25 protein-coding genes and 1 other annotated feature are annotated in these 21,567 nt (G+C 43.2%); of the genes, 3 read left to right on the top strand and 22 right to left on the bottom strand.

What is annotated here, in order from left to right:
- Nucleotides 1-2: 2 nt before the first annotated feature.
- On the bottom strand, nucleotides 3-662 hold the full coding sequence (locus ACIQXQ_RS14085; RefSeq protein ID WP_402958222.1) for a DUF421 domain-containing protein: 660 nt from the start codon (nucleotides 660-662) through the stop codon (nucleotides 3-5).
- A gap of 189 nt (nucleotides 663-851) precedes the next feature.
- On the opposite strand from ACIQXQ_RS14085, the gene ACIQXQ_RS14080 reads away from it, so the two are divergent.
- On the top strand, nucleotides 852-1,223 hold the full coding sequence (locus tag ACIQXQ_RS14080; RefSeq protein WP_402869831.1) for a TIGR04086 family membrane protein: 372 nt from the start codon (nucleotides 852-854) through the stop codon (nucleotides 1,221-1,223).
- 44 nt (nucleotides 1,224-1,267) lie between these two features.
- Here ACIQXQ_RS14080 and yajC read toward each other — a convergent pair whose 3' ends face one another.
- The 10 genes from yajC to safA all read right to left on the bottom strand — a co-directional run bounded on the left by yajC (nucleotide 1,268) and on the right by safA (nucleotide 10,229).
- Nucleotides 1,268-1,552: a preprotein translocase subunit YajC gene (gene yajC / locus ACIQXQ_RS14075; RefSeq protein WP_402869833.1), complete on the bottom strand. Its 285-nt coding sequence runs from the start codon at nucleotides 1,550-1,552 to the stop codon at nucleotides 1,268-1,270.
- Between the two features lie 39 nt (nucleotides 1,553-1,591).
- Nucleotides 1,592-2,731 carry a tRNA guanosine(34) transglycosylase Tgt gene (gene tgt, locus ACIQXQ_RS14070; RefSeq protein ID WP_402869835.1) on the bottom strand — a complete coding sequence of 380 codons (1,140 nt, stop codon included), beginning with the start codon at nucleotides 2,729-2,731 and terminating at the stop codon, nucleotides 1,592-1,594.
- A 37-nt stretch (nucleotides 2,732-2,768) separates the two neighbouring features.
- Nucleotides 2,769-3,797 (bottom strand): tRNA preQ1(34) S-adenosylmethionine ribosyltransferase-isomerase QueA, encoded by a 1,029-nt coding sequence (gene queA / locus ACIQXQ_RS14065; RefSeq protein ID WP_402958220.1) that lies wholly within the window; start codon nucleotides 3,795-3,797, stop codon nucleotides 2,769-2,771.
- A gap of 39 nt (nucleotides 3,798-3,836) precedes the next feature.
- The gene (locus tag ACIQXQ_RS14060; RefSeq protein WP_402958217.1) at nucleotides 3,837-4,040 is read right to left on the bottom strand and encodes a DUF2905 domain-containing protein; all 204 of its coding nucleotides are present in this window, start codon (nucleotides 4,038-4,040) and stop codon (nucleotides 3,837-3,839) included.
- Nucleotides 4,037-5,038, bottom strand: a complete 1,002-nt coding sequence (ruvB, locus tag ACIQXQ_RS14055; protein ID WP_402869841.1) for a Holliday junction branch migration DNA helicase RuvB — start codon at nucleotides 5,036-5,038, stop codon at nucleotides 4,037-4,039. The genes ACIQXQ_RS14060 and ruvB overlap by 4 nt, the downstream gene beginning before the upstream one ends.
- Nucleotides 5,039-5,049: 11 nt before the next feature.
- Nucleotides 5,050-5,664, bottom strand: coding sequence for a Holliday junction branch migration protein RuvA (gene ruvA, locus ACIQXQ_RS14050; protein ID WP_402958215.1), 615 nt, complete (start codon nucleotides 5,662-5,664; stop codon nucleotides 5,050-5,052).
- A 239-nt stretch (nucleotides 5,665-5,903) separates the two neighbouring features.
- Complete coding sequence (locus ACIQXQ_RS14045; RefSeq protein ID WP_402869845.1) at nucleotides 5,904-6,404, bottom strand: BofC C-terminal domain-containing protein; 501 nt, start codon at nucleotides 6,402-6,404, stop codon at nucleotides 5,904-5,906.
- A gap of 128 nt (nucleotides 6,405-6,532) precedes the next feature.
- The gene (locus ACIQXQ_RS14040) at nucleotides 6,533-7,135 is read right to left on the bottom strand and encodes a YhcN/YlaJ family sporulation lipoprotein (RefSeq protein ID WP_402958212.1); all 603 of its coding nucleotides are present in this window, start codon (nucleotides 7,133-7,135) and stop codon (nucleotides 6,533-6,535) included.
- A 108-nt stretch (nucleotides 7,136-7,243) separates the two neighbouring features.
- Nucleotides 7,244-8,182 carry a phosphotransferase gene (locus ACIQXQ_RS14035; RefSeq protein ID WP_402869849.1) on the bottom strand — a complete coding sequence of 313 codons (939 nt, stop codon included), beginning with the start codon at nucleotides 8,180-8,182 and terminating at the stop codon, nucleotides 7,244-7,246.
- Nucleotides 8,172-10,229: a SafA/ExsA family spore coat assembly protein gene (gene safA / locus ACIQXQ_RS14030; protein WP_402958210.1), complete on the bottom strand. Its 2,058-nt coding sequence runs from the start codon at nucleotides 10,227-10,229 to the stop codon at nucleotides 8,172-8,174. Before safA ends, ACIQXQ_RS14035 begins: the two co-directional genes overlap by 11 nt.
- 283 nt (nucleotides 10,230-10,512) lie before the next feature.
- On the opposite strand from safA, the gene ypfJ reads away from it, so the two are divergent.
- Nucleotides 10,513-11,358, top strand: a complete 846-nt coding sequence (gene ypfJ / locus ACIQXQ_RS14025) for a KPN_02809 family neutral zinc metallopeptidase (protein WP_402958208.1) — start codon at nucleotides 10,513-10,515, stop codon at nucleotides 11,356-11,358.
- Nucleotides 11,359-11,507: 149 nt separating this feature from the next.
- Nucleotides 11,508-12,041 (top strand): transcription repressor NadR, encoded by a 534-nt coding sequence (locus ACIQXQ_RS14020; protein WP_402958442.1) that lies wholly within the window; start codon nucleotides 11,508-11,510, stop codon nucleotides 12,039-12,041.
- Nucleotides 12,042-12,085: 44 nt separating this feature from the next.
- Here the strand turns inward: ACIQXQ_RS14020 and ACIQXQ_RS14015 are convergent, their stop codons facing one another.
- The 11 genes from ACIQXQ_RS14015 to ACIQXQ_RS13965 all read right to left on the bottom strand — a co-directional run bounded on the left by ACIQXQ_RS14015 (nucleotide 12,086) and on the right by ACIQXQ_RS13965 (nucleotide 21,319).
- Nucleotides 12,086-12,814 (bottom strand): DUF6944 family repetitive protein, encoded by a 729-nt coding sequence (locus ACIQXQ_RS14015; RefSeq protein ID WP_402875768.1) that lies wholly within the window; start codon nucleotides 12,812-12,814, stop codon nucleotides 12,086-12,088.
- Between the two features lie 328 nt (nucleotides 12,815-13,142).
- On the bottom strand, nucleotides 13,143-14,018 hold the full coding sequence (gene pheA, locus ACIQXQ_RS14010; RefSeq protein ID WP_402958206.1) for a prephenate dehydratase: 876 nt from the start codon (nucleotides 14,016-14,018) through the stop codon (nucleotides 13,143-13,145).
- 127 nt (nucleotides 14,019-14,145) lie between these two features.
- Complete coding sequence (locus ACIQXQ_RS14005) at nucleotides 14,146-14,625, bottom strand: ACT domain-containing protein (RefSeq protein ID WP_402958204.1); 480 nt, start codon at nucleotides 14,623-14,625, stop codon at nucleotides 14,146-14,148.
- Nucleotides 14,626-14,640: 15 nt separating this feature from the next.
- Nucleotides 14,641-15,930, bottom strand: a complete 1,290-nt coding sequence (gene obgE / locus ACIQXQ_RS14000) for a GTPase ObgE (protein WP_402875773.1) — start codon at nucleotides 15,928-15,930, stop codon at nucleotides 14,641-14,643.
- 48 nt (nucleotides 15,931-15,978) lie between these two features.
- Nucleotides 15,979-16,518: a Spo0B C-terminal domain-containing protein gene (locus tag ACIQXQ_RS13995; RefSeq protein WP_402875775.1), complete on the bottom strand. Its 540-nt coding sequence runs from the start codon at nucleotides 16,516-16,518 to the stop codon at nucleotides 15,979-15,981.
- 549 nt (nucleotides 16,519-17,067) lie between these two features.
- The gene (rpmA, locus tag ACIQXQ_RS13990) at nucleotides 17,068-17,358 is read right to left on the bottom strand and encodes a 50S ribosomal protein L27 (RefSeq protein WP_402875777.1); all 291 of its coding nucleotides are present in this window, start codon (nucleotides 17,356-17,358) and stop codon (nucleotides 17,068-17,070) included.
- A gap of 12 nt (nucleotides 17,359-17,370) precedes the next feature.
- A complete protein-coding gene (locus ACIQXQ_RS13985; protein ID WP_402958202.1) occupies nucleotides 17,371-17,703 on the bottom strand; it encodes a ribosomal-processing cysteine protease Prp in 333 nt (110 codons plus the stop codon).
- Between the two features lie 14 nt (nucleotides 17,704-17,717).
- Nucleotides 17,718-18,026, bottom strand: a complete 309-nt coding sequence (gene rplU / locus ACIQXQ_RS13980) for a 50S ribosomal protein L21 (protein ID WP_402875780.1) — start codon at nucleotides 18,024-18,026, stop codon at nucleotides 17,718-17,720.
- 13 nt (nucleotides 18,027-18,039) lie between these two features.
- Nucleotides 18,040-18,124, bottom strand: a sequence feature (ribosomal protein L21 leader region).
- Between the two features lie 75 nt (nucleotides 18,125-18,199).
- A complete protein-coding gene (locus ACIQXQ_RS13975) occupies nucleotides 18,200-19,669 on the bottom strand; it encodes an Rne/Rng family ribonuclease (RefSeq protein WP_402958199.1) in 1,470 nt (489 codons plus the stop codon).
- Nucleotides 19,670-19,710: 41 nt separating this feature from the next.
- The gene (locus ACIQXQ_RS13970) at nucleotides 19,711-20,577 is read right to left on the bottom strand and encodes a M50 family metallopeptidase (RefSeq protein ID WP_402875783.1); all 867 of its coding nucleotides are present in this window, start codon (nucleotides 20,575-20,577) and stop codon (nucleotides 19,711-19,713) included.
- A complete protein-coding gene (locus tag ACIQXQ_RS13965; RefSeq protein WP_402875785.1) occupies nucleotides 20,570-21,319 on the bottom strand; it encodes a peptidoglycan DD-metalloendopeptidase family protein in 750 nt (249 codons plus the stop codon). The genes ACIQXQ_RS13970 and ACIQXQ_RS13965 overlap by 8 nt, the downstream gene beginning before the upstream one ends.
- Nucleotides 21,320-21,567 lie beyond the last annotated feature (248 nt).

Raw genomic sequence — 21,567 nt, 5'->3', positions numbered from 1 at the left:
GGTTATTTCCTCACTTCTTTTTTATCAATATAGATCTGACCATTGATGAAACCGCAAATCGAGACTTCTTCAAGCTTCAGGTATCCATGCCTTTTCAACTGATGCAGAAGCCAGTATTTGTCTTTTCCTATGTATGCTAGGTTGTTTTCCTGTATCTTTCCGTCGATGATAAGCGGGTATGGTGTTTCGATACTTTTTGACTTCTTCCCTTGGCTATTTTTAATGACGGAGAGCTTGCCCGAAGATTCAAGTATCGCAAATTGCACTTCATTCAAGTCACTGATTCCCTGTTCGCGGAGCTGCGTCAACAAATCATTAAAATTATACCGTTGCCTTCTCATTACTTTCTCATCTATTTTCCCTTGGTTGATGATGATTTGCGGCTGGCCATCCATGAGATAGCGGAACCTTACACTCTTCAATGAAAAGAATGCCAATATGATTTGAACAACTGCAAGGACCAACATCGGGAAAATCGTTCCAAAAAATGGTTCATCATTTCCTTCTAAGGCTAATACAGCAATGTCTCCTATCATGATGGAAACCACCAAATCCAGGATGCTAAGTTCCCCGACCTCCCGTTTTCCCATCAACCTAAAAAGAAGCAAAATGAATAAATAAACAAATAGGGTCCTTATTCCACTGCTTAAATAATCTTCCATACAAAGCACTTCCTTCACCATTATCATGGCTGGGATGACGAATAATTACTCTTTTTATTTTAAAAATTCACGGAAGGTTCCCAAACCTGGTCTAAAGCGGATAAAAGTGGAATATGCTTGTACAAACACATCAACAGGCTAGTCGATTCAGCCTTTTAAAAAGGGGGAATAAACATCGAAACAAAAAAAATGAGCGTCGCCGTACTTTATGGCGTCGGCTCCATCTTTGCCATAGCTGTGATTGCAAGTTTTCTATTTTCAATTCTTCTTCGTTTCACTTCATTGACGGAATCATCCCTGACATACGTAATCATGATCGTGTCCTTTATATCATTATTCATTGGCGGGTTCATTTCAGGGGGCAAAGGTCAGAAACAGGGGTTATTCCTAGGTGGCAGTACAGGATTACTGTATCTCCTTGTCGTGTTCCTTTTTCAATACTTGGGACATGATGCACTGTTCACCTTGAAACAATGGATTTATTACGGATGCTTTGTCATTACCGCTATGATGGGTGGAGTACTTGGAGTGAATATGAGCTCAGAATCACGGACGAATTAATGGAAACAAAAAAAACCGGGCACAGGGCCCGGTTTTCGTCTGTCTTATACTTGTGCTTCTCTAGCTGGTGCGCTTTCCGTAATTTCACGGATTGCAGCACGGTCAAACGTTAGTTTTGAACCATCTGTAGATTTAATGACGATTTTTAACTCATCGATAGCATCGATTGTTCCGTGCATTCCACCGATCGTTGCAACCTTGTCGCCTTTTTTCAAGCTCTCTTGCATGTTTCTTGTATTCTTGGCGCGTTTTTGCTGCGGACGGATAAGTAGGAAATAGAACAATACGAACATTAAGATTAACGGAAGTAATTGTGTTAAACCACCCATTTATATTCACTCCTTTCATTTTTTAAAGTATTTATGGAATTAGAAGTTTTTTGCATTTGGCTTATTGAAACCATATTGTTCAAAAAACTCTTCCCTAAAGTCTCCAAGGCGATCTTCTCGGATAGCTTGTCTGACCTGTTCCATCAAGTTTAACAGAAAATGAAGATTGTGATAAGTCGTTAGACGAATACCATACGTTTCTTCGCATTTAATTAAGTGGCGAATGTATGCCCGGCTATAATTTTTACAAACATGGCAATCGCAATTTTCATCGATTGGACCAAAATCACGCGCGTACTTCGCATTTTTTACGACTAATCGGCCAGTACTTGTCATCAATGTACCATTACGAGCGATTCGTGTTGGCAATACACAGTCAAACATATCAACCCCGCGGATTGCACCGTCAATCAATGAATCAGGTGATCCAACCCCCATGAGGTAACGAGGCTTATTCGTTGGTAAGAGCGGACTCGTGAACTCAAGCACACGGTTCATGATATCCTTTGGTTCACCCACCGATAATCCACCAATAGCATAACCCGGGAAGTCAAGGGAAACAAGGTCTTTCGCACTTTGTTTACGGAGATGTTCAAACTCCCCACCCTGAACGATACCGAATAATCCTTGATCATTTGGACGTTCATGAGCATTCAAGCAGCGTTCTGCCCAGCGTGATGTCCGTTCGACAGACTTCTTCATGTATTCCTCGGTAGCCGGGAATGGAGGGCACTCATCGAATGCCATCATGATATCTGAGCCTAGTGCATTTTGGATTTCCATTGCCTTTTCAGGAGATAAAAATAGCTTATCACCATTGATATGGTTTCTGAAATGGACGCCCTCTTCCTCAATTTGACGGAATTTACTTAGGGAGAATACCTGGAAACCGCCGGAATCCGTTAATATTGCACGATCCCAGTTCATGAATTTATGCAGTCCTCCAGCTTCCTTGATGATCTCATGCCCTGGACGTAGCCATAAATGGTACGTATTGCTGAGGATGATGCCTGCCCCCATTTGTTTCAATTCTTCAGGTGACATCGTTTTGACGGTAGCCATCGTCCCTACCGGCATAAATGCTGGTGTTTCGAAAGTACCATGTGGCGTATGAACGCGACCAAGCCGTGCCCCCGTCTGTTTACATGTTTTGATTAACTCATATCGTATTGCAGTCAACGCAATAACTCCCTTCAAGAGCCTATCACTCTTTATATTACTTGATTAACATTGCATCTCCAAAACTAAAGAACCTGTATTTTTCTTCCACTGCCGTTTCGTAAGCATGCAGAACATGTTCCCTTCCTGCAAGTGCAGAAATAAGCATGATTAACGTTGATTTTGGCAGATGGAAGTTCGTGATCATTGCATCGATTCCCTTGAATTCGAAACCAGGATAGATGAAAATGCTTGTCCAGCCGCTTTCTTCCTTGAAAACCCCGTCATTACGGGATGCAATCGTTTCCAGCGTTCTTGTTGATGTCGTGCCGACTGTGATGATCCTTCCGCCGTTTCCTTTCACTTCATTCAACAACCGTGCTGTGCCTTCGGTCATTTGGTAAAATTCCGAATGCATTTCATGACTGTCGATGTCTTCCACACTTACAGGGCGGAACGTTCCAAGCCCAACGTGTAGCGTGATGAAAGCGATGTGAACACCCATGTCTTTAAGCTTCTCAAGCAAATGCTCCGTAAAGTGGAGACCAGCCGTAGGTGCTGCTGCCGATCCACGTTCACGTGCATAAACCGTCTGGTAACGGTCTTGATCGTCAAGTTGTTCTTTAATGTAAGGAGGCAACGGCATTTCGCCAAGTTCGTCCAATATTTCATAAAAGATGCCATCATACTGGAACTTCATAATCCGGCCGCCATGATCCAGAATGCCTGTGCAGACCGCACGTAGCTTGCCATCACCAAAAACGATAGTGGATCCTTCTTTAATACGTTTTGCAGGTTTCACCAAGGTCTCCCAAACATCGTCACTCTCTTGTTTTAACAAAAGAACTTCAACTTTCCCGCCTGTTTCCTCTTTACTTCCATAAAGTCTTGCTGGTAAAACCTTCGTATCATTCAATACAAGACAATCACCCGGCTTCACATATTCCGTGATTGAACTGAACACATCATGCTGAATCTCACCGGTTTCCTTGTCCAATACCATCAATCTACTTGCTTCCCTGTTCTTCAAAGGAACTTGGGCAATCAATTCCTCTGGTAAATGAAAATCAAACTCTTCTAATTTCATCTGTTCCACTTCCTAATCTGTGTATCATGTAGTTAGTTATTATTTAAAACGGCTAATTAAATAAAAAATAGCCGACAGCACAATGCTGACGATGATCGAGGTCATGATAGGAAAATAAAAAGTCGTATTTCCCTTCTTGAAAAAGATATCCCCCGGGAGCCTGCCAAGCTGAATGAACTTCATCGCAAATCCAATCACAAAAATAATCACACCTAGAGTCATGATCGTCTTAGGCATATTCATCGCTCAGGCATCTCCATCCCGAAATGCTCGTAAACAAGCGAAGTTGCCATACGACCTCGAGGAGTCCTCTGTAAAAAACCAACCTGCAGTAAATAGGGTTCATACACATCTTCAATCGTATGCGCTTCCTCCCCGATCGTAGCTGCGATCGTCTCCAAGCCCACAGGACCACCACGAAACTTTTCAATGATTCCTTTAAGTAATTTATGGTCAATATGATCCAGTCCTAAACGGTCGACCTGCATTAATTCCAATGCATAATCAGCCAGTTTCGTCGTGATCGTGCCATCCCCGCGAACTTGGGCAAAGTCCCTTACACGGCGTAAAAGCCTATTGGCAATCCTAGGGGTCCCCCGCGACCTTCTCGCAATCTCACCGGCAGCCTGGTCATCCATTTCCGTATCCATGATTTGGGCGGTCCGGAGAACGATGTCGGTCAAGTGATGTTCCGTGTAATATTCCAAGCGGCTCAAGACGCCAAACCGGTCCCTAAGAGGTGCTGATAGTGAACCCGCACGAGTTGTAGCGCCAACAAGGGTAAACGGTGGAAGATCGATTCGGATTGAACGGGCTTCGGGTCCCTTACCGACCACGATATCCAGACAAAAATCCTCCATGGCTGGATAGAGGACTTCCTCCACGACCCGAGGCAAACGATGGATTTCGTCAATAAATAAGACATCCCCTGGTTCAAGGGCACTCAAAATGGCTGCCAAATCTCCCGGTCTTTCAATGGCCGGTCCAGAAGTCGTGCGGATATTGACTCCCATTTCGTTCGCAATGATGACGGCAAGCGTCGTCTTCCCAAGCCCCGGCGGTCCATACAAAAGCACGTGATCAAGCGTTTCTTCGCGCATCCGGGCTGCTTCGATGTACACACTCAAATTCGCCTTCACTTTATCCTGTCCAATGTATTGCTTTAAGTTTTGCGGTCGCAGGCTTTGTTCAAAGGATAGTTCGTTCAAATCGGCTTCCTGATTAAAAACTCTCTCCTCCATTGCGCCACTCCTTATCTTAACATCATTTGCAATGCTTTCTTAATGTATTGCTCGGTCGTCATTTCTTCCACTTGTAGCTTTTTCGCGACCTTCTGTATTTCTTTTTCCGAGTAACCAAGTGCCTTCAGGGCCAGAATCGCTTCGTCCAACTCTTCGGTATAACCATTTTGATTGATTGCCGTCGGAACTCCTTCATTGAATAAGTTCGGGAAAGCATCCGGGATGATATTCTCAAGCTTGCCTTTTAAGTCAAGGATCATTTGGCGTGCTGTCTTCTTTCCGACTCCAGGGAATTTTACAAGGAACGTCTCATCCTCATTTTCGATGGCTTGCACAACCTGATCCACCTGGCCCGACGCCAATATAGCAAGCGCCCCTTTCGGCCCGATTCCCGTCACATTCAATAGTTTCGTGAACAGTGCCTTTTCCTGCCGCGATTGAAATCCGTATAAAGAAATCATGTCCTCACGTACATAATGATATAGAAAAACTTGAGTCTCTTTCTTAAATTGGGCGGAGTAAATAAAAGGATTCGGAGTCAGCACTTGATATCCGATTCCCCCATTATCCACGACTATGTATTCAGGTCCAATATAATCGACCATGCCTTTTATATAATCATACAAATTAATTCTCTCCCTGATTTAGCTGTACCTCTCATTTTATCATAAAAGGAGAGGGAAGTTTATTAAAAGTTATTTAGCAATTGGTGGTGTTCACCTCCCATGCTTATTTATGTTCTTTTGAGATAGGCACCTTTTGCTTCGACCCTGGATATCCTGAATTCCCTACCCGTCAGTTTGGCGTTAAGTCACCCATCAATCCTTGGAGTGCAGACAAAAAGGACGGGTGTATTTCTCCCATCCTAGTTAATCGAATACGGCTCATATTCCTTAATAAGCTGTTTATATTGATCCTTATTTACGATTGGAATCCCTTTTTGCAATTCTTCCTGCTTGTACACTTCCAATTTCCCTACATCCAATTGGTAGAAAGTATGAATGATTTTGGCATGCTCCGGCTTCCCGATAAAAATGGATAGAGTCCCATCCTCCTTCATCCCAAGATAGCCGTTTGCTTTAAGTAAAGGCGATATATCGTTCTCTATTTTATTCAATACAATGTGGTCATCATTTTGATCAACCACATTCCATCCTTGGTATTTCAACCAAAAGTCTTCCATCGTCCAAATCTTTTCCGTCAATTTCTCTTCACTTAATTCCCCATCGAGATACAATCGCTGGAGAATGACTTTTTGTTCGATTGGCTGACTTTCCTCTTGTTTTGCTTCCTCGGCAAAAGCAGTCAAACAGAACGGGATGACGAACAAGGCCAAGAAAAACTGGATTTTCAGTTGATTAATCAATGCGATCACCTCTTAAGGCGTTTACTTTTTACATAGTTTGACCTGAAATTCGATTATTAACCGGAAAAATTCCGTTGGTCTTTTTAAAGAAAAGAAGCTGACTCCATTCGAAGCCAGCTTGGATGCGTTTATTTTATATGATCTTTATGAATATCCAGGTTGTCGAACAAATCATTGGCATCCAGGACAATTAATTCTTTTGTATCTCCGTCTCGCAGGTTATTATCGAGTGTCATCGTCCGGTAGTATACACCTTCATCCGTCGTTACATAAAGTGCCCGGCCCTCTGTTAGAGGTTCGATTTTCTTCCACACCGCTTCTTTGACCGCCGTCGCCTGATCATAATCATCTAGCAACAAAGCCACTAGCATTTCATCTTTCATGATGATGGCCCTGGCGTCAATGACATTGTCTACACGATTTGCAATCTTATCCGCTTGGTCGACCAATGTCCCTTCATAGGAGTTATAATAGGATGATTTAGCCCGAAGTGGTTTGCTTTCATGACCATGATAGTTACGGTCCTTCTTGCTGTATGCATCATCTTTTCCATACAAATCCTTTTCCATATCATCAAAATTGATTTGACGAACTAGTGCATTCTTTTCGGTTGTATGGTACCCCGTTTCATTCATAGGATTTTGATTCTCTGCCGTATCATTATTGGCACAGCCAATCAAACCCCCAACGAATACCGTGCAAAGCGGCAGTGCCCAAATTTTGTTCCGCACCAACAATCCCCCCTTTGCTAAAATGGATTGAGCCTATTTTCGCTCATAATTAGCATGGGTGTATTGAAGGGATTTCAGTCTGTAAGTTATGTCCATATTAGATACTCATTACCTTTTGGAAATCATGTCCGCCAATTTTTCGTTCATCTCCATTCGCTTCGAAAACCCCTCCACCGTCATTTTCCAAACGGAATGGAATTGTGATGAGCTTTTATTATTCCTGTTCCACTCGCGGAATATATCCGTAGGGAAAGCCAAAGCATAAAGAAATGCCCGATCTTTTTGATATTTTTTCAACTGTGGAACTTGCCAAAGCATCGTGGCAGCATCATCGAGATGGGGCGAAATCCGATTGGCATATTGTAAATAATCGATGCATCGTGGTGCCTTCGCCATTAAATCGAAATCGATTAAAGCAAGTGACCCATCTTCTCTTCTTAAAAAATTATGGTGGGCACAGTCACCGTGAATGATGACGTTTTTTTCCTTATCCCATTTTGATTGGTTTTTTTCAAACCCCTCCAAGGACCATTCCCCCCACCTTACCCACTCATTGATGATTTCATCTGAAACATATTGGCGAGTATACGAAATGTTCTTTTTGAATAATGACAATCTTTCTTTCCATTTTCTCACCTGATCAAATAGGGGAGCTTTGATCGACAGGTTTTCAGAAACATCGTGAAATCTTTCCAATAATTCAATGCCCTCCAACCGGTCTTTATGATGGGAAAAACGGAACTTTTTCTTACTTGGAGGTATATAGTCCATACTGCCATACCATTTCCCTTTGAATTGGAACGGCATTAACTTCTGGTGAATCTGATACGTTTGTTCGAACCCTTTTTGACTTAACAAGGAAGTCAATTCCCTTTGTCGATCCCATTTTTCAAAGCTATCGAATCCTTTAAGAATGATGGGAGCGTCTTTTTTGAATGAAATCATATAGACATTGCTCTGAAGATGATGGACGTTCTTTGGTCGGCGGTTTAAATAAGAGAGGAGACGAGTGTAAAAAACACTGTCCCCCTGATAATTAGTAGTCATCACTTTCGTCCGCATACGTAGGCATTCCAAATGTTTCAGGTGCTTGAACGCCTCCGAATTGACCTGGTTGACCACCCATTTGCCCTGGCATCATTGCTTCAGGGTGACCTCCGAGCTGTCCACGCATCATTCCGGGCTGTCCGCCAAACTGACCTGGCATCGTACCTGGTTGGCCCCCTAGTTGATGGCCATATGGATTACCCATCATATCTCCCATCTGGTTGCCGGGCTGGTTCCCCATCATCCCTCCCATCTGGTTGCCGTATGGATTACCCATCATGCCTCCCATCTGGTTGCCGGGCTGGTTTCCCATCATCCCTCCCATCTGGTTGCCGGGTTGGTTCCCCATCATGCCTCCCATCTGATTGCCGGGCTGGTTCCCCATCATCCCTCCCATTTGGTTGCCGGGCTGGTTCCCCATCATCCCTCCCATCTGATTGCCAGGTTGGTTCCCCATCATGCCTCCCATCTGATTGCCGGGTTGGTTCCCCATCATGCCTCCCATCTGATTGCCGGGTTGGTTCCCCATCATGCCTCCCATCTGATTGCCAGGCTGGTGGTTCCCCATCATGTCTCCCATTTGATTGCCAGGCTGGTGGTTCCCCATCATGCCTCCCATCTGATTGCCAGGCTGGTGGTTCCCCATCATGCCTCCCATCTGGTTGCCAGGCTGGTGGTTCCCCATCATGCCTCCAGGAGGTCCTCCTTGATATTCTTGAATTTGGATTTCATCCACCGATTCTACATCATATTGCATTGGTTGCTGTTTTTCCCCCATTAGACTTTGAATACTAGCTCCCGCATAGGATTCTGAGTATTGTGGTCTGCCTTTATGGAATTGATGATAATCAGGGTGATGGTGCGCCTTGCTTTGCGTTTCCTCCATAGCATAATATTGGCCCTTCACTTCTTTCTCTGGTCCATATGTTCCTATTTCTCCCTTGTTGCAGCCACAATCCTCACTTTCGGCTTGCATATTGGACTGCATATAGGGCTGCTGTGGATAGTATTGGAAATTCGGAGCATTCGACGATGACGACTCGGAAGATGACTCATAATGGTGCGGCATATACGCACCTGCAACTTGTTGTGGAGTTCCGCCATACATATGATGTGGGACGGGTGCTGAAGCTTGATATGGATAGTATTGTTGACCGGCCTGGTTTTGACTGGCTCCTTGGACGGTACTTTGACCCATTGAATGCATATCAGGAGATTCTCCCCATACGTCTGAACTTTCTTCCATCATTTGATAGCCTTGCATGCCTTGAACACCTTGTTGATAGTGAGGGGTTCCCTGAAAAGCTCCTTGGACTCCATGCATGGGCATGGATGCCCATGGCGGTGGATCGATGCTAAAACCGCTTCCTGGCATGATAGGGGTGATTGGAATGCAATCGTCTACCGGTTCACATATTTCCTGAACAACTGGCTTCTTTTTTGATTTTTTCTTTACCGGTTTTTCTACTGGCTTCACCGCTTCAACCTTTTTTGGGGGAGTTGGCGGAGTTGGTGGCTTCTGTACACTCATGTTGGTCATATTGACCAAATAATAATTATTGATATCTATTTCTGGTATCACTTGTTTCGGTACCTGAACCTCTTTCGGGACAACGATTTGTTTTTCCTTAACGGGCATTTCCTTTATAGGCATTTGCTTTTCTTTAATAGGCAATTGATATTCTTTTATCGCAGGCTGTTGATATTTCTGCTGTTCCTTTATAGGTGCTTGATACTTTTGCTGTTCTTTTATGGGTGCTTGATATTTTTGCTGTTCCTTCATTACGGGTTGTTGTTGAATTTGCTGTTCTTTCATTTGAATCGGTTGAATTTGAGATTCCTTGGATTGATATGTCACTTGTGGCGCGCCCATCTCTTTTTTAATTGATCCCGATGTATTTCCAGGTATATTAATTTTCATGCCCGGCATCATCATATCCGGATTACTTAACTGAGAATTGGATTTTTTCAGTTGTTCATAACTGACGCCATATTTTTTTGCGAGCTTCCAAAGCGTATCGCCTTTTTGGACTATATGAATTTTCACGCTGATAACCCCTCCTGTGCATATGTCCATATATACTATGATGTAGTGGGTAAATTGCCATTATTATTTATCATGAAAACTTATGCTTGAAGAAACTAAAATATGAATGAAAGCCACACAGTCGGAAAAACCCGATCAAATGAGGGGTTAGCAGGATTGACCGCTTTTTGCCAGAGGGCATTTCTGTCTAATCGATCCGAACTTTGGGTATAAGGTATAGGATTTATAAAATGCTGATCAAGATAGCACTACATAAAAAACAACAGTCTAGGAGGACATCTAAATGAAATGGAAAGGAAGACAAAAGAGTTCGAACGTTGAGGACAGAAGAGGAATGGGTGGAAAGAGCGTCGCCGGGATTGGCGGCGGATTTGGCATAGTTGTCGTTTTGATCGTTATGTTCCTAGGTGGTAACCCGAGTGATGTGTTGAATGGCCTTGGTTCCAATGATATTACTGATAATGGCTCCTATGAGGAAACGGACCAGGAGAAGGAGCTCGCTCAATTTGTCTCGGTCGTTCTTGGAGATACGGAGCGGGTCTGGTCAGAAGAGTTTCGTAAGCAAGGGCTAGAATATAAAGAGCCCACTCTCGTTTTGTATACGGGAAGTGTAGACTCGGCCTGTGGTACGGCCGGTTCTTCAGTCGGACCCTTTTATTGTCCCGGTGATATGAAGCTTTATATTGACTTGAGTTTCTATCAGGAACTTCAAGATGAATATCAGGCACCTGGAGACTTTGCGATGGCCTATGTCATTGCTCATGAGGTGGGACATCATATCCAGACACTTTTGGGCACGTCAAGAAAAGAAATGCCGGACCGGTCTAAGGTCAGTGAAAAAGAATATAATAAAGCTTCTGTTCGATTGGAACTTCAAGCTGACTATTTAGCAGGGGTATGGGCCCATCACGCCCAAGGGGAGAATTTACTTGAGGAAGGCGATCTCGAAGAAGCCTTGAGTGCAGCCAGTGGAGTGGGAGACGACACCATCCAAAAGAAAGCTCGAGGGTATGTTGTTCCTGACAGCTTCACGCATGGAACCTCCGAGCAGCGAAAGCGCTGGTTTAATAAAGGATTCCAATCCGGTGATATGAACGGCGGCAATACTTTCAAGGCAAGTAACCTATGATTGTATAAGATTGAGGGCGGGCGCTTCCATGCGCCTCCCTCTTTTTTTTCTGCATACACCCGCATGTAAGGAACACCATGGTAAATTGGCTTTCATTCGATTAGCCCCTTTATTTTATGGTAAACTATTTGTACATAACGAGGTGAAGGATCATGCAAAAAAAGAAACTATTAGGCGAAGAAAGACGAACAAAGCTCTTACATATCCTACAAACAAGTTCACAGCCTGTTACCGGTAGCGAACTCTCCCAAATAACCAATGTGAGCCGGCAAGTCATCGTCGGTGACATTACCCTTCTTAAAGCGCGAAATGAGCCGATTATCGCTACTAGCCAGGGGTATATCTACTTGCAAACCGAGACTAGACAAAACCCTGAACGGACCATCGCTTGCCAGCACGAGCCCACGCGAGCCCAGGAGGAATTATTTCTACTTGTCGATATCGGCATAACCGTCAAAGACGTGAAAATAGAGCATCCCGTGTATGGGGACTTAACGGCTTCCATCATGGTCAGTAATCGGAAAGAAGTGGCATCCTTCCTTTCAAAGGTTACTAAAACAAAAGCCACTTTATTATCAGAACTGACAAGCGGCATTCACCTTCATACCATTAGTGCCGTTTCAGAAGACTTACTGGACGAAGCAGAAGAAGCATTGAATAAAGCCGGGATTTTAGTTAACTAAAATAGGACACTTCGAAGTAAAGGCATTCGAAGTGTCCTATTTTCTTACGAATCGCTCTCGTTTTCGCCTTCATCTCCACTCTCCCCCTCTTCATTGCTTATTAATTGAGCGATCAGGTTGAGAACGGCTCCTATCGCTTGAATCCAGCTCCCTAACGTTTGTAATGTTTCCGGGTCTAATTGTCCCTCATTATACCCTTGGTTCCCATTCCCTTGGCTTCCGTACCCTTGGTTCCCATTTCCCTGGCTCCCATTTCCTTTGCTTCCGTACCCTTGATTCCCACTCCCTTGGCTCCCATTTCCTTTGCTTTCCAGGCTTGGATTCGTATTTTCTCTTTTCAATTCAATAATCCCAGACAGTGCTTGTAATGAATTTCCCAACAGCTGCATTAAATTACCAACTATATTTATCCCTTCAGCTGGTGCATTTTCGGTTATATCCGCCGCAGATACGCCACCGCCTAAAGCCTGAATAAAATTTCCGTTTATAATCAATAGATCATTCGTGTCATCTGAAAAAGTACCTATCAATCCTGTAATAACCGTCGAATTTCCAATGGCCTGAACTGCACTTCCGATTTGATCTAAAGTGAAAGCTTCCTCTCCATCGGCAATTAAAGCATTACCTGTTCCCTGGAGAGTGTTCCCCACCACATCCAAGTTATTTGCAGAATCGTAATCCGATATAAGGGTTGGTGTATTTGCGATGGCGGATAAAACCGTTCCGATGGCTTGCAGCCAAGATCCGAACGTTTCTTTGAACTCATTACTCATCTTTACCGCACATCTCCCATCCCCTCTTTCATCTTTTTCAGTCTTTTACATTTAAATTCTGTAAGAGGATATTGTAACGATAAATCTGGTTTACCTCTTGGTATGTATTTCTCCCAACCCACTTCATAATTAACCCTATTAAATCCTATTATATGGGCTTAATAGCTTTACGTTCTTTAAAAAAGGCAGAACAATGTGTCACTCCCTATTTTTCTAATTAGATTCAAGGCCTCCTAAAAAAATCTCCTTGGACTTTTATCCAAGGAGATTTTTTAGGAATGTACTTTAAAGACCATTTAACTGTGTTTCCTTCTGTCTACATCTGTCCTTATCGATGCGCCACTCCATTTTGGACCGTAAAGCATGGGTAACTTCCCATTACTGAAACCGTGCATCCTAGGGCCTCAAGTTCGGAAATGGCTCCCGGAATGAGTACTTCATCAAGTGCCATTTCGATATCGATAATGAAAAAATAATTTCCTAATCCCGTTTTCATCGGTCGAGATTCTATTTTGGAAAGGTTCAGTTTTCTCCATGAGAAGGCAGAAAGAACTTGATGAAGCTGTCCCGAATGATCGGCTGGGAGCTGGATCATCAACGTCGTTTTACTGTCTCCCTCAGTAGTTAAATGCCCACTGAAATCGACTTCGCCGTTGGATACGACAATGAATTTGGTATGGTTATGCTCATAGTCGTGAATATTTCGTTCAAGAATCGTCAACCCATACTCCTGTGCTGCCATTTCGTTCGCGATGGCTGCAATTTTGGCATCCGGATTCTCCATTACCATTTTTGCTGCTGCAGCCGTTGACGTAACATATTCAAATGGGATGCCACTTAGATCTTTATGTAGGAATTTACGGCATTGTGCAATAGCGTGTGAATGGGAATAGACCCTATCCGGTTTAAAGTCAGGATTGGCATGATCCGGATGAACCATGTAATGCTGTTCGATAGGAATCGTGATTTCCCCTTTAATCGGAAGCCTCACTTCATGAACCAGGTAATCCATCGTTATATTAACCGAACCTTCCAACGCATTCTCGATAGGGACCAGCGCATGGCTTACTTCCCCATCGCGGACAGCGTCGAGACTGTCTGGAATCGTACTCATCGGAATTTTACCATCATTAGGAAATAAGCGAGAGACAGCTAAATCCGTGAACGTTGCTTTCGGTCCAAGAAATGCTATTTTTGAAGTCATATTATAATCCCCTTTTCACGGACAATCTATTGTTTATGTTATGCCATTTTCTGATTTATTACAATAGTTAATCTTTAATGACCACACATAAAAAAAAGCCTGTACAATGAACTGTACAGGCTTTATTCTATGCACCATTCCCAAGGATTTCGACCTTTTCGACGAATTCCATTTTACGCAATCTTGTTAAAAGATCATCAATATCCACCGTCATCCCACTCGTGTTGAGCGAGAGAGTGACGTTGGCACGACCCTGTAAGGGAATCGTTTGGTGAATCGTCATGATGTTGCAGCCAGATGAGGCGACCAGTCGTAAGAGCTCCGATAGAGTCCCGGAACGGTCTTCGAGGTAAAAGAACAGAGTGATTAGCTTTTCTTTGACAATCGTATGAAACGGAAAGACCGTGTCCCGATATTTGTAAAAGGCGCTTCTACTCAGATCCACTTTTTGTACCGCTTCCCAAACTGAATCTGCTTTTCCCCGTTCAATCATTTCTTTAGCATCCAGCGTTTTTTTCATCGCTTCGGGGAGGACATCCTCTCGAACGAGGAAAAATTTCTGATCGGCCTTATTCAAAGTCCGCACGCTCCTTTTGCCTACCACCATGGTTTTTACATATTATCAGTCAATAAATTCAAATTCATATTCAAGGATACGAACGATATCCCCGTTTTTCGCACCTTTTTGGCGCAATCCTTCATCGACACCGAATGAGCGAAGTTGTCTAGCAAAACGCTTGATGGATTCTTCACGTGTGAAGTCCGTCATTTTGAATAGACGTTCAATCTTGAATCCTTTAACAGCAAAGCTGCCATCCGATTCACGCTCGATATCAAATTCATCTGAAAGGGCTGTATGTTTATAAAGAACACGATGAACCCCGGTATTCTCTTCTTCATGATCAAGCGGGAATTCAGGTGTTTCTTCGATTTTATCGGCAATTGCATAAAGAAGTTCACGGATACCTTCACGTGTTACAGCTGAAACCGGGAAGACCGGGAATTCCTCTTCAAGCTTTTCTTTGAATGCCGCTAAATTATCTGCTGAATCAGGCATATCCATTTTACTGGCTACGATGATTTGCGGACGTTCAGTCAAACGAAGATTATACTCTTCTAGTTCCTTATTGATTGTCAGGTAGTCTTCGTACGGATCTCTGCCCTCAAGGCCAGACATGTCTATCACGTGAACGATGACTCTTGTTCTTTCAATATGGCGCAAGAATTGATGTCCAAGACCTACTCCTTCAGAAGCACCCTCAATTAGCCCCGGTAAATCGGCCATGACGAAACTGCGGTGATCTTCCGTTTCAACCATACCAAGATTCGGCACGATTGTCGTGAAATGATATTCGGCAATTTTAGGTCGGGCTGCTGATACGACTGAAAGCAATGTAGATTTACCAACACTCGGGAATCCTACAAGGCCTACATCAGCCAATAACTTCAGTTCCATGATAATATCGCGTTCTTGTCCTGGTTCGCCATTTTCACAAATTTCCGGTGCCGGATTGGCTGGTGTCGCAAAACGGGAATTCCCGCGTCCACCACGGCCGCCTTTAGCGATAATGGCACGTTGTCCATGTTCAACTAAATCTGCGATGACTTCTTTCGTTTTTTCATCAATGACAACTGTACCAGGTGGAACTTTAATGACCATATCCTTCGCAGTTGCACCATGCATATTTTTAGACATGCCGTGTTCCCCGCGAGGCGCCTTGAAGTGACGTTGATAACGGAAATCCATCAACGTCCGCAATCCTTCTTCCACTTCAAATACGACGTTTGCTCCATTGCCGCCATCTCCGCCGGCAGGTCCGCCTTTTGGTATGAATTTCTCTCGACGATAAGCAACGATTCCGTTACCACCATCTCCGCCTTTTATATAGACTTTCGTTTGATCGACAAACATGCTATCACTTCCTTGTTTTCTGCAAGTCATTTCTTGCTGTATACTTCTCTAAAACTTAATATCCATCTTAAAGAATAATTCATTCTCATTACAAATACGCATTTCTATTGATTGCTCCGCTGTTAAGGATTTTTCTATAAATTCCACCACCGCGGATTGATCATTGAAACGGCCCTGCAAATGAAAAGAACAACGCATATCACTTATTTCTTTTTTACACATAGAAACAGCCAGTACATTTTCTCCAAAAGGATCGAGATTCTTTTCTAAGACTTTAAAGTAATCGTTCGTCCAACGAGACATCAACTCGTCCAACTCATTGGAGCCCGCAAAAACATCGATAATTTCAAATTCACATTGAAATGTTGAATTACTCCAATTCGACGTCAACAGCATCTCGCTGAACTTTGGCATATTCAAACTAGAGAGCCTTGCCTCATTCTGGGTTTCAATTATGATCTCGTCAATGAATCCTTTGACGCGATCAATTCTATTCAACTCCAAATTCCCTTTTATAATTTGAATTCTATTCAGCCAATCATGTCTAGTCTGACGAAGCGTTTCAATAGTCGTCCAATTTTTATCCATTATTAACACCTTCAATTATGATAAAGAAACTTTTTTTGGCTCTATCATGTTGAATACTTCCATTTGTATCAGTATATCAAAAAACAAAACAAACAGGAAATGAAGCTCGATTCACATGCCTTCATATGAAAGCCCCCGTCCAAAAAATACAGCCACACACCCTGAGTTCTTTGGACGATGGTAGAGCCGTTTGAACTTGCAAAGAGAATGGGCTTATTCATGCAACAATTGGAGATATAATAGTTGAATTGAACAGTCTATTTAAATTCAATCAATGTGTTAGTTAGAGCAATCCAGGATTTTACCCCCTAAAGTATAAGAAAGCCCGCCAAAACTGGCGAGCCTTTTGTGAATCAGAGGTGGTTTTCCATACTAATTGACTAAAATCTCCTGCAAAACGCTGGTTATTCATCATATTTATAGTATAAATAAAGGGCCGGACCCCTTCTACACTATATAAAGCATACCATTATCAATAATGACGCGATATATAGTGTCTCATAGAAGGAATCAGACCCTTTTGAGTCAGCCTCTGTTCAAAGATGCCAATTATGCTTCTTGTGCAACTGGATATACGCTTACTTTTTTACGGTCACGTCCGAAACGTTCGAATTTAACAACACCGTCTATTTTTGCAAATAGAGTATCGTCTCCACCACGGCCTACGTTCTCACCTGGATAGATTTTTGTTCCGCGTTGACGGTAAAGGATAGAACCACCAGAAACGAATTGACCATCTGCACGTTTAGCGCCTAAACGCTTAGAGATTGAGTCACGTCCATTCTTTGTAGAACCTACTCCTTTTTTCGAAGCGAAGAACTGAAGATCTAATCTTAACATTTGTTCCACCTCCTACTGGTTGAGGATAATTTTCATATATTTACCATAATCACGTTCGATGGTTTGTAGCGATATGAGCATTGCGTTCAAGAGCAATTGCACCTTCTCTTCGGATTCCGGCGAAAGATTCCCCGGGATGACGCAGCGAAGGTAGCCGCCGTCTTGCCCTTGCTCTATCTCAGGTTCTACATCCGTTAAGGACATAATCGCATTGACCGATCCAAAGGATACGGCCGATACGCCTGCACAAACGATATCGGAACCTTTTTTAGCAAAATCAGCATGTCCGCTTAATGTGAACGAAGTGATCCGTTCTTGCGGAGCATCAAAGATAACTTTAATCATCTTGATATCAGCCCTTACGCGTTGATTGCTTCAATAACAACTTTAGTGTATGGTTGACGATGACCTTGTTTTCTACGATTGTTTTTCTTCGCTTTGTATTTGAAGACAGTGATTTTCTTTTGCTTCCCTTGTTTCTCAACAGTACCTGTTACAGTAGCGCCTTCCACTAGTGGAGCTCCGACTTTCACGTCCTCGCCACCTACGAATAAAACTTTGTCAAATGTAACAGTTTCGCCTGCTTCAGCGTTTAATTTTTCAATGTAAACCGCTTCGCCAGCTGCTACTTTAATTTGTTTTCCGCCAGTTTCGATAATTGCGTACATACTTGCACCTCCTTGAATGTCTCAGACTCGCCAATCACAGGCGTTTTGTCCAGAAGACAAAAAACTTAAGACCTGTTGTTGAGCGGTTGTAGCACGGGTGCTACAAACATAACATTAAAATCCTATCATGAAACCTGAATGACTGTCAATACATTTGTTGGATTTCTTGTCCATCACTTTACTGACCGCTTGATTTCTTCATAACTTCCGAAGCGCCTGATGGAATATGTATGGACCGGGCCTGGAACATAAGAGATCACTAGCTTTTTGGATATTAGTTCTTCCAATGTCGCTTTATATGATTCCTTTTCCCCCAACAGGACATCCCCCACTGATTGGCTAAGTTCCACCCAAACGGCCTCATCGTCCGTTTTGCGGTGCTCCAGCAACTCCCGCTCCAAGCGGAAGGCAACGGTTTCAGCGCTTTCCACCTTTCCACTTCCATTGCAGGTTGGGCAAGGAACCGTCATGGTTTCACTAAGCGAAGGGGATGTCCGTTTTCTCGTCACTTGAAGGATTCCTAGTTCAGTAAATCCGACAACCTTCATCCGCATCTCATCTTTCGCGGCTTCCTTTTTGAACAGATCGATGATTTCAAGCCTGTGTTGCGGTTTCTCCATATTGATGAAATCAATCAAGATGATTCCACTAATATTTCTAAGCCTCAGCTGACGGGCGACTTCTTTTGCTGCCGCTGCATTCACTTCAAAAAGCGTCGCTTCCTTTTCCACCTTGCCTGTAAACTTCCCTGAATTGACATCGATTACGGTGAACGCTTCGGTTTCTTCGAAAATCAGATACCCCCCATTATCGAGCCAGACCACTTTTTTCATGGCCTTCTCGAACTGGTTATCTAGATTCCGTTCTGAAAAAATGTTCTTCGCACCAGTCTCATAGGATATACTCCATTCCTTACCATTAGCCAGCACCCACTTTTTCAACTCTTGACTCGCATCAAAATCGTCGATAAAGAGCTGACCTGATACCGTTTTCGCCATTTCAGCGATAACCATCTCCAGGAATGTATCTTTCTCATAGAGGAGGGCAGGTGCCTTCATCGTACCGGACTTTCCTTCCAGTTCCTTATGCAGCTGCCTCATTGTATTCAGCTTGTCGAGAAATGCCGACTCACTTTCCTTCTCCATCGAGGTGCGAACAATCACCCCCTCGTCCTTTTGCTTATATTCTGTTGCTTTTTCTCTCCAATACTTTTGCAAACGTTCATTTTTGAATTTCTTCGACACACCAACATAATCTATTCCATGTATGTAAACGAGGCAATCCGTCGAAAACTCGATCAGCCCCGTCAATTTCGCCCCTTTTGTACCCGTTTCATCACGGCTCACCTGAACGAGCAGCTTTTCACCCTGTTTAACATAATGATTGATGGGTGATTTACCATCACGCTTCGTCAGTTGATATGCCGGAATTTCATCCCGATGCAGAAAACCATTCTTGTCTGCACCATAATCGACAAACACGGCATCCATTCCTGGCAAGACCTTAGTCACTTTGCCAAGATAAATATTACCTACCGTACTATGTTGATGAGGTGGCATGACTTCGACTTTCCGCAACACTTCATCTTCTAGGACAGCCACTCTCTTCTCACGCGAAGATAGGTTCACAATCACTTTTTTCATCAAAAAAATCCTCTCCTCAATTTGAAGAAAGGATACCATATTTAATAAGAATATAACAGGTCACCAATTTGCCCATTGGTCATTTTCTCGGAAAAATAGGCATGAAGTATTTCCGTCTCATCCAATGAGCCACTCTCTTTCCCATTTTTCATGATGATGACGGGATGTTTGCATCCACGTTGAAACAATTCCAGCACTTTATAAATCGGTTCATGGGCATCCACCATGATGGGTTTTAATTTGGCCAGATCATTCGTGTTTCCGTAATGGCGCTGCAGAAGAAACCGCATGAACGCATAATATCGCTGTCGCCACTCCATGATTAGAGAAAGACTGATAAAAAAGATGATCAGCCAAATATTCAGGTTAAGCGGTTCGAGAAGAAGCCATGTTAAAAACGCCAATACAGCGAATGCACCAGAAAAATATAAGGTATATTTCTGAGCCTCAAGGAAGGTACAGTATAGGGAAACACCAATGAAGAGTAGCCTTCCCCCGTCCAATGGCCAAATTGGCAGCAGGTTAAAGAACAACAACATAAGATTCATATAGAAGAAGGAATGATACAGATCAGAAGAAACGACAGAAAAGAAATAGAGCAGGTAAGCCGCTCCAATGAGCCATATATGTTGCAGTGGACCCGCCAGTACGACTGCAAGATCTTCCTTCAAACTTTTATTGCCATATTCCTCGGTCTCGACAGCCCCACCAAAGGGGAGGAGCTGAATCGACTTGATCCGCCATTTAAAATACTGTGCACACGCAGCATGTCCCATCTCATGGATAAATACGATGAGTAAAAGCATCATCACTTCAATAAAGTGTGCCGTAAGGATGGCGATTCCTATGACGAACCACAGCGTCGGATGAATCTTGATTTTGGACAGTAAGTTCGCATATTCAGTCAAAGGAAATCACCTTTTTAGGATCGATGAATGCATCATTTTCTTTAATGGCTAAGTAAAACCTGCCTTTGGAACCATCCTCGCTTACGGTGACCTGTCCTACTTCTTTCCCTTTCTTCACCAGATCATAGAGCTTCACATCAATCTTTTCCAACTGGCCATACCATGACTCACTTTTATTGGCATGCTGTATGACCACAGTCTTACCGATTCCTTCTTTTTCCCCTGCAAAAATGACCACCCCCTCATTGATGGCTTCGACCTTGGACCCTAAGCTCGTTTCCATTATGATTCCCTCGCCGTTCGCCTCGAAGGTTTGGGTAATCTCCCCCGATGCAGGCATCGCATATTCTTCACCCGAATCCGCCGTTTCAGTAGTGGATTCAGTCGGTAAAAATGCGATAGGTTTGCCAAAAGCATTTTCATACCAACTGGAAACCGATGCAAATTGGAACTCTTGGTTCATGTTTTCCGTAACAAAGCTTCTGGCTGAGTCCAAGCGAACGGAAGGGTGCTTGAACATCACGGCAACCACCAAGAATAGGCAAATGCTCACCAAGATTTTCAAAAAGAAATATTCCTTCTTAAAGAGCGGATGATCTTTTTCTGAATACCCGTCAAAAGATTCGAATTCGTACGGGTTCTCCTTTTCAATCTCCGTCCAAGTACTGTTAACCACTGGGCTATCCTTCACCTTTCGTCTCTTGGCGATACGATTGCGGATATCTTTCCTGCGATCATCCATTCCAAATCTACCCCCTGCTCATATCAAAGCGCTCATATTAAAACTTATGAGCAACCTGTCCAGACTATGACGAGGAATCGTTTTTCTTTACGACAGATGAATGGTTTGCGTTTTAAAAACGAATGGACGAAAGAAAAAAAGACTGATTTTCAAACGTTTTGAAAGCCTTTCCCTTTTAATAATGGAAGAGGTGAAAAATCCAATTGATATTCTCCTACTTTATTTGTTATAATGAAGTTGTTTTAACA

This window comes from Peribacillus sp. NPDC097198 (assembly GCF_044762055.1).
GTDB lineage: Bacteria > Bacillota > Bacilli > Bacillales > DSM-1321 > Peribacillus.
This window is presented reverse-complemented; position numbering and strand designations above follow the sequence as displayed.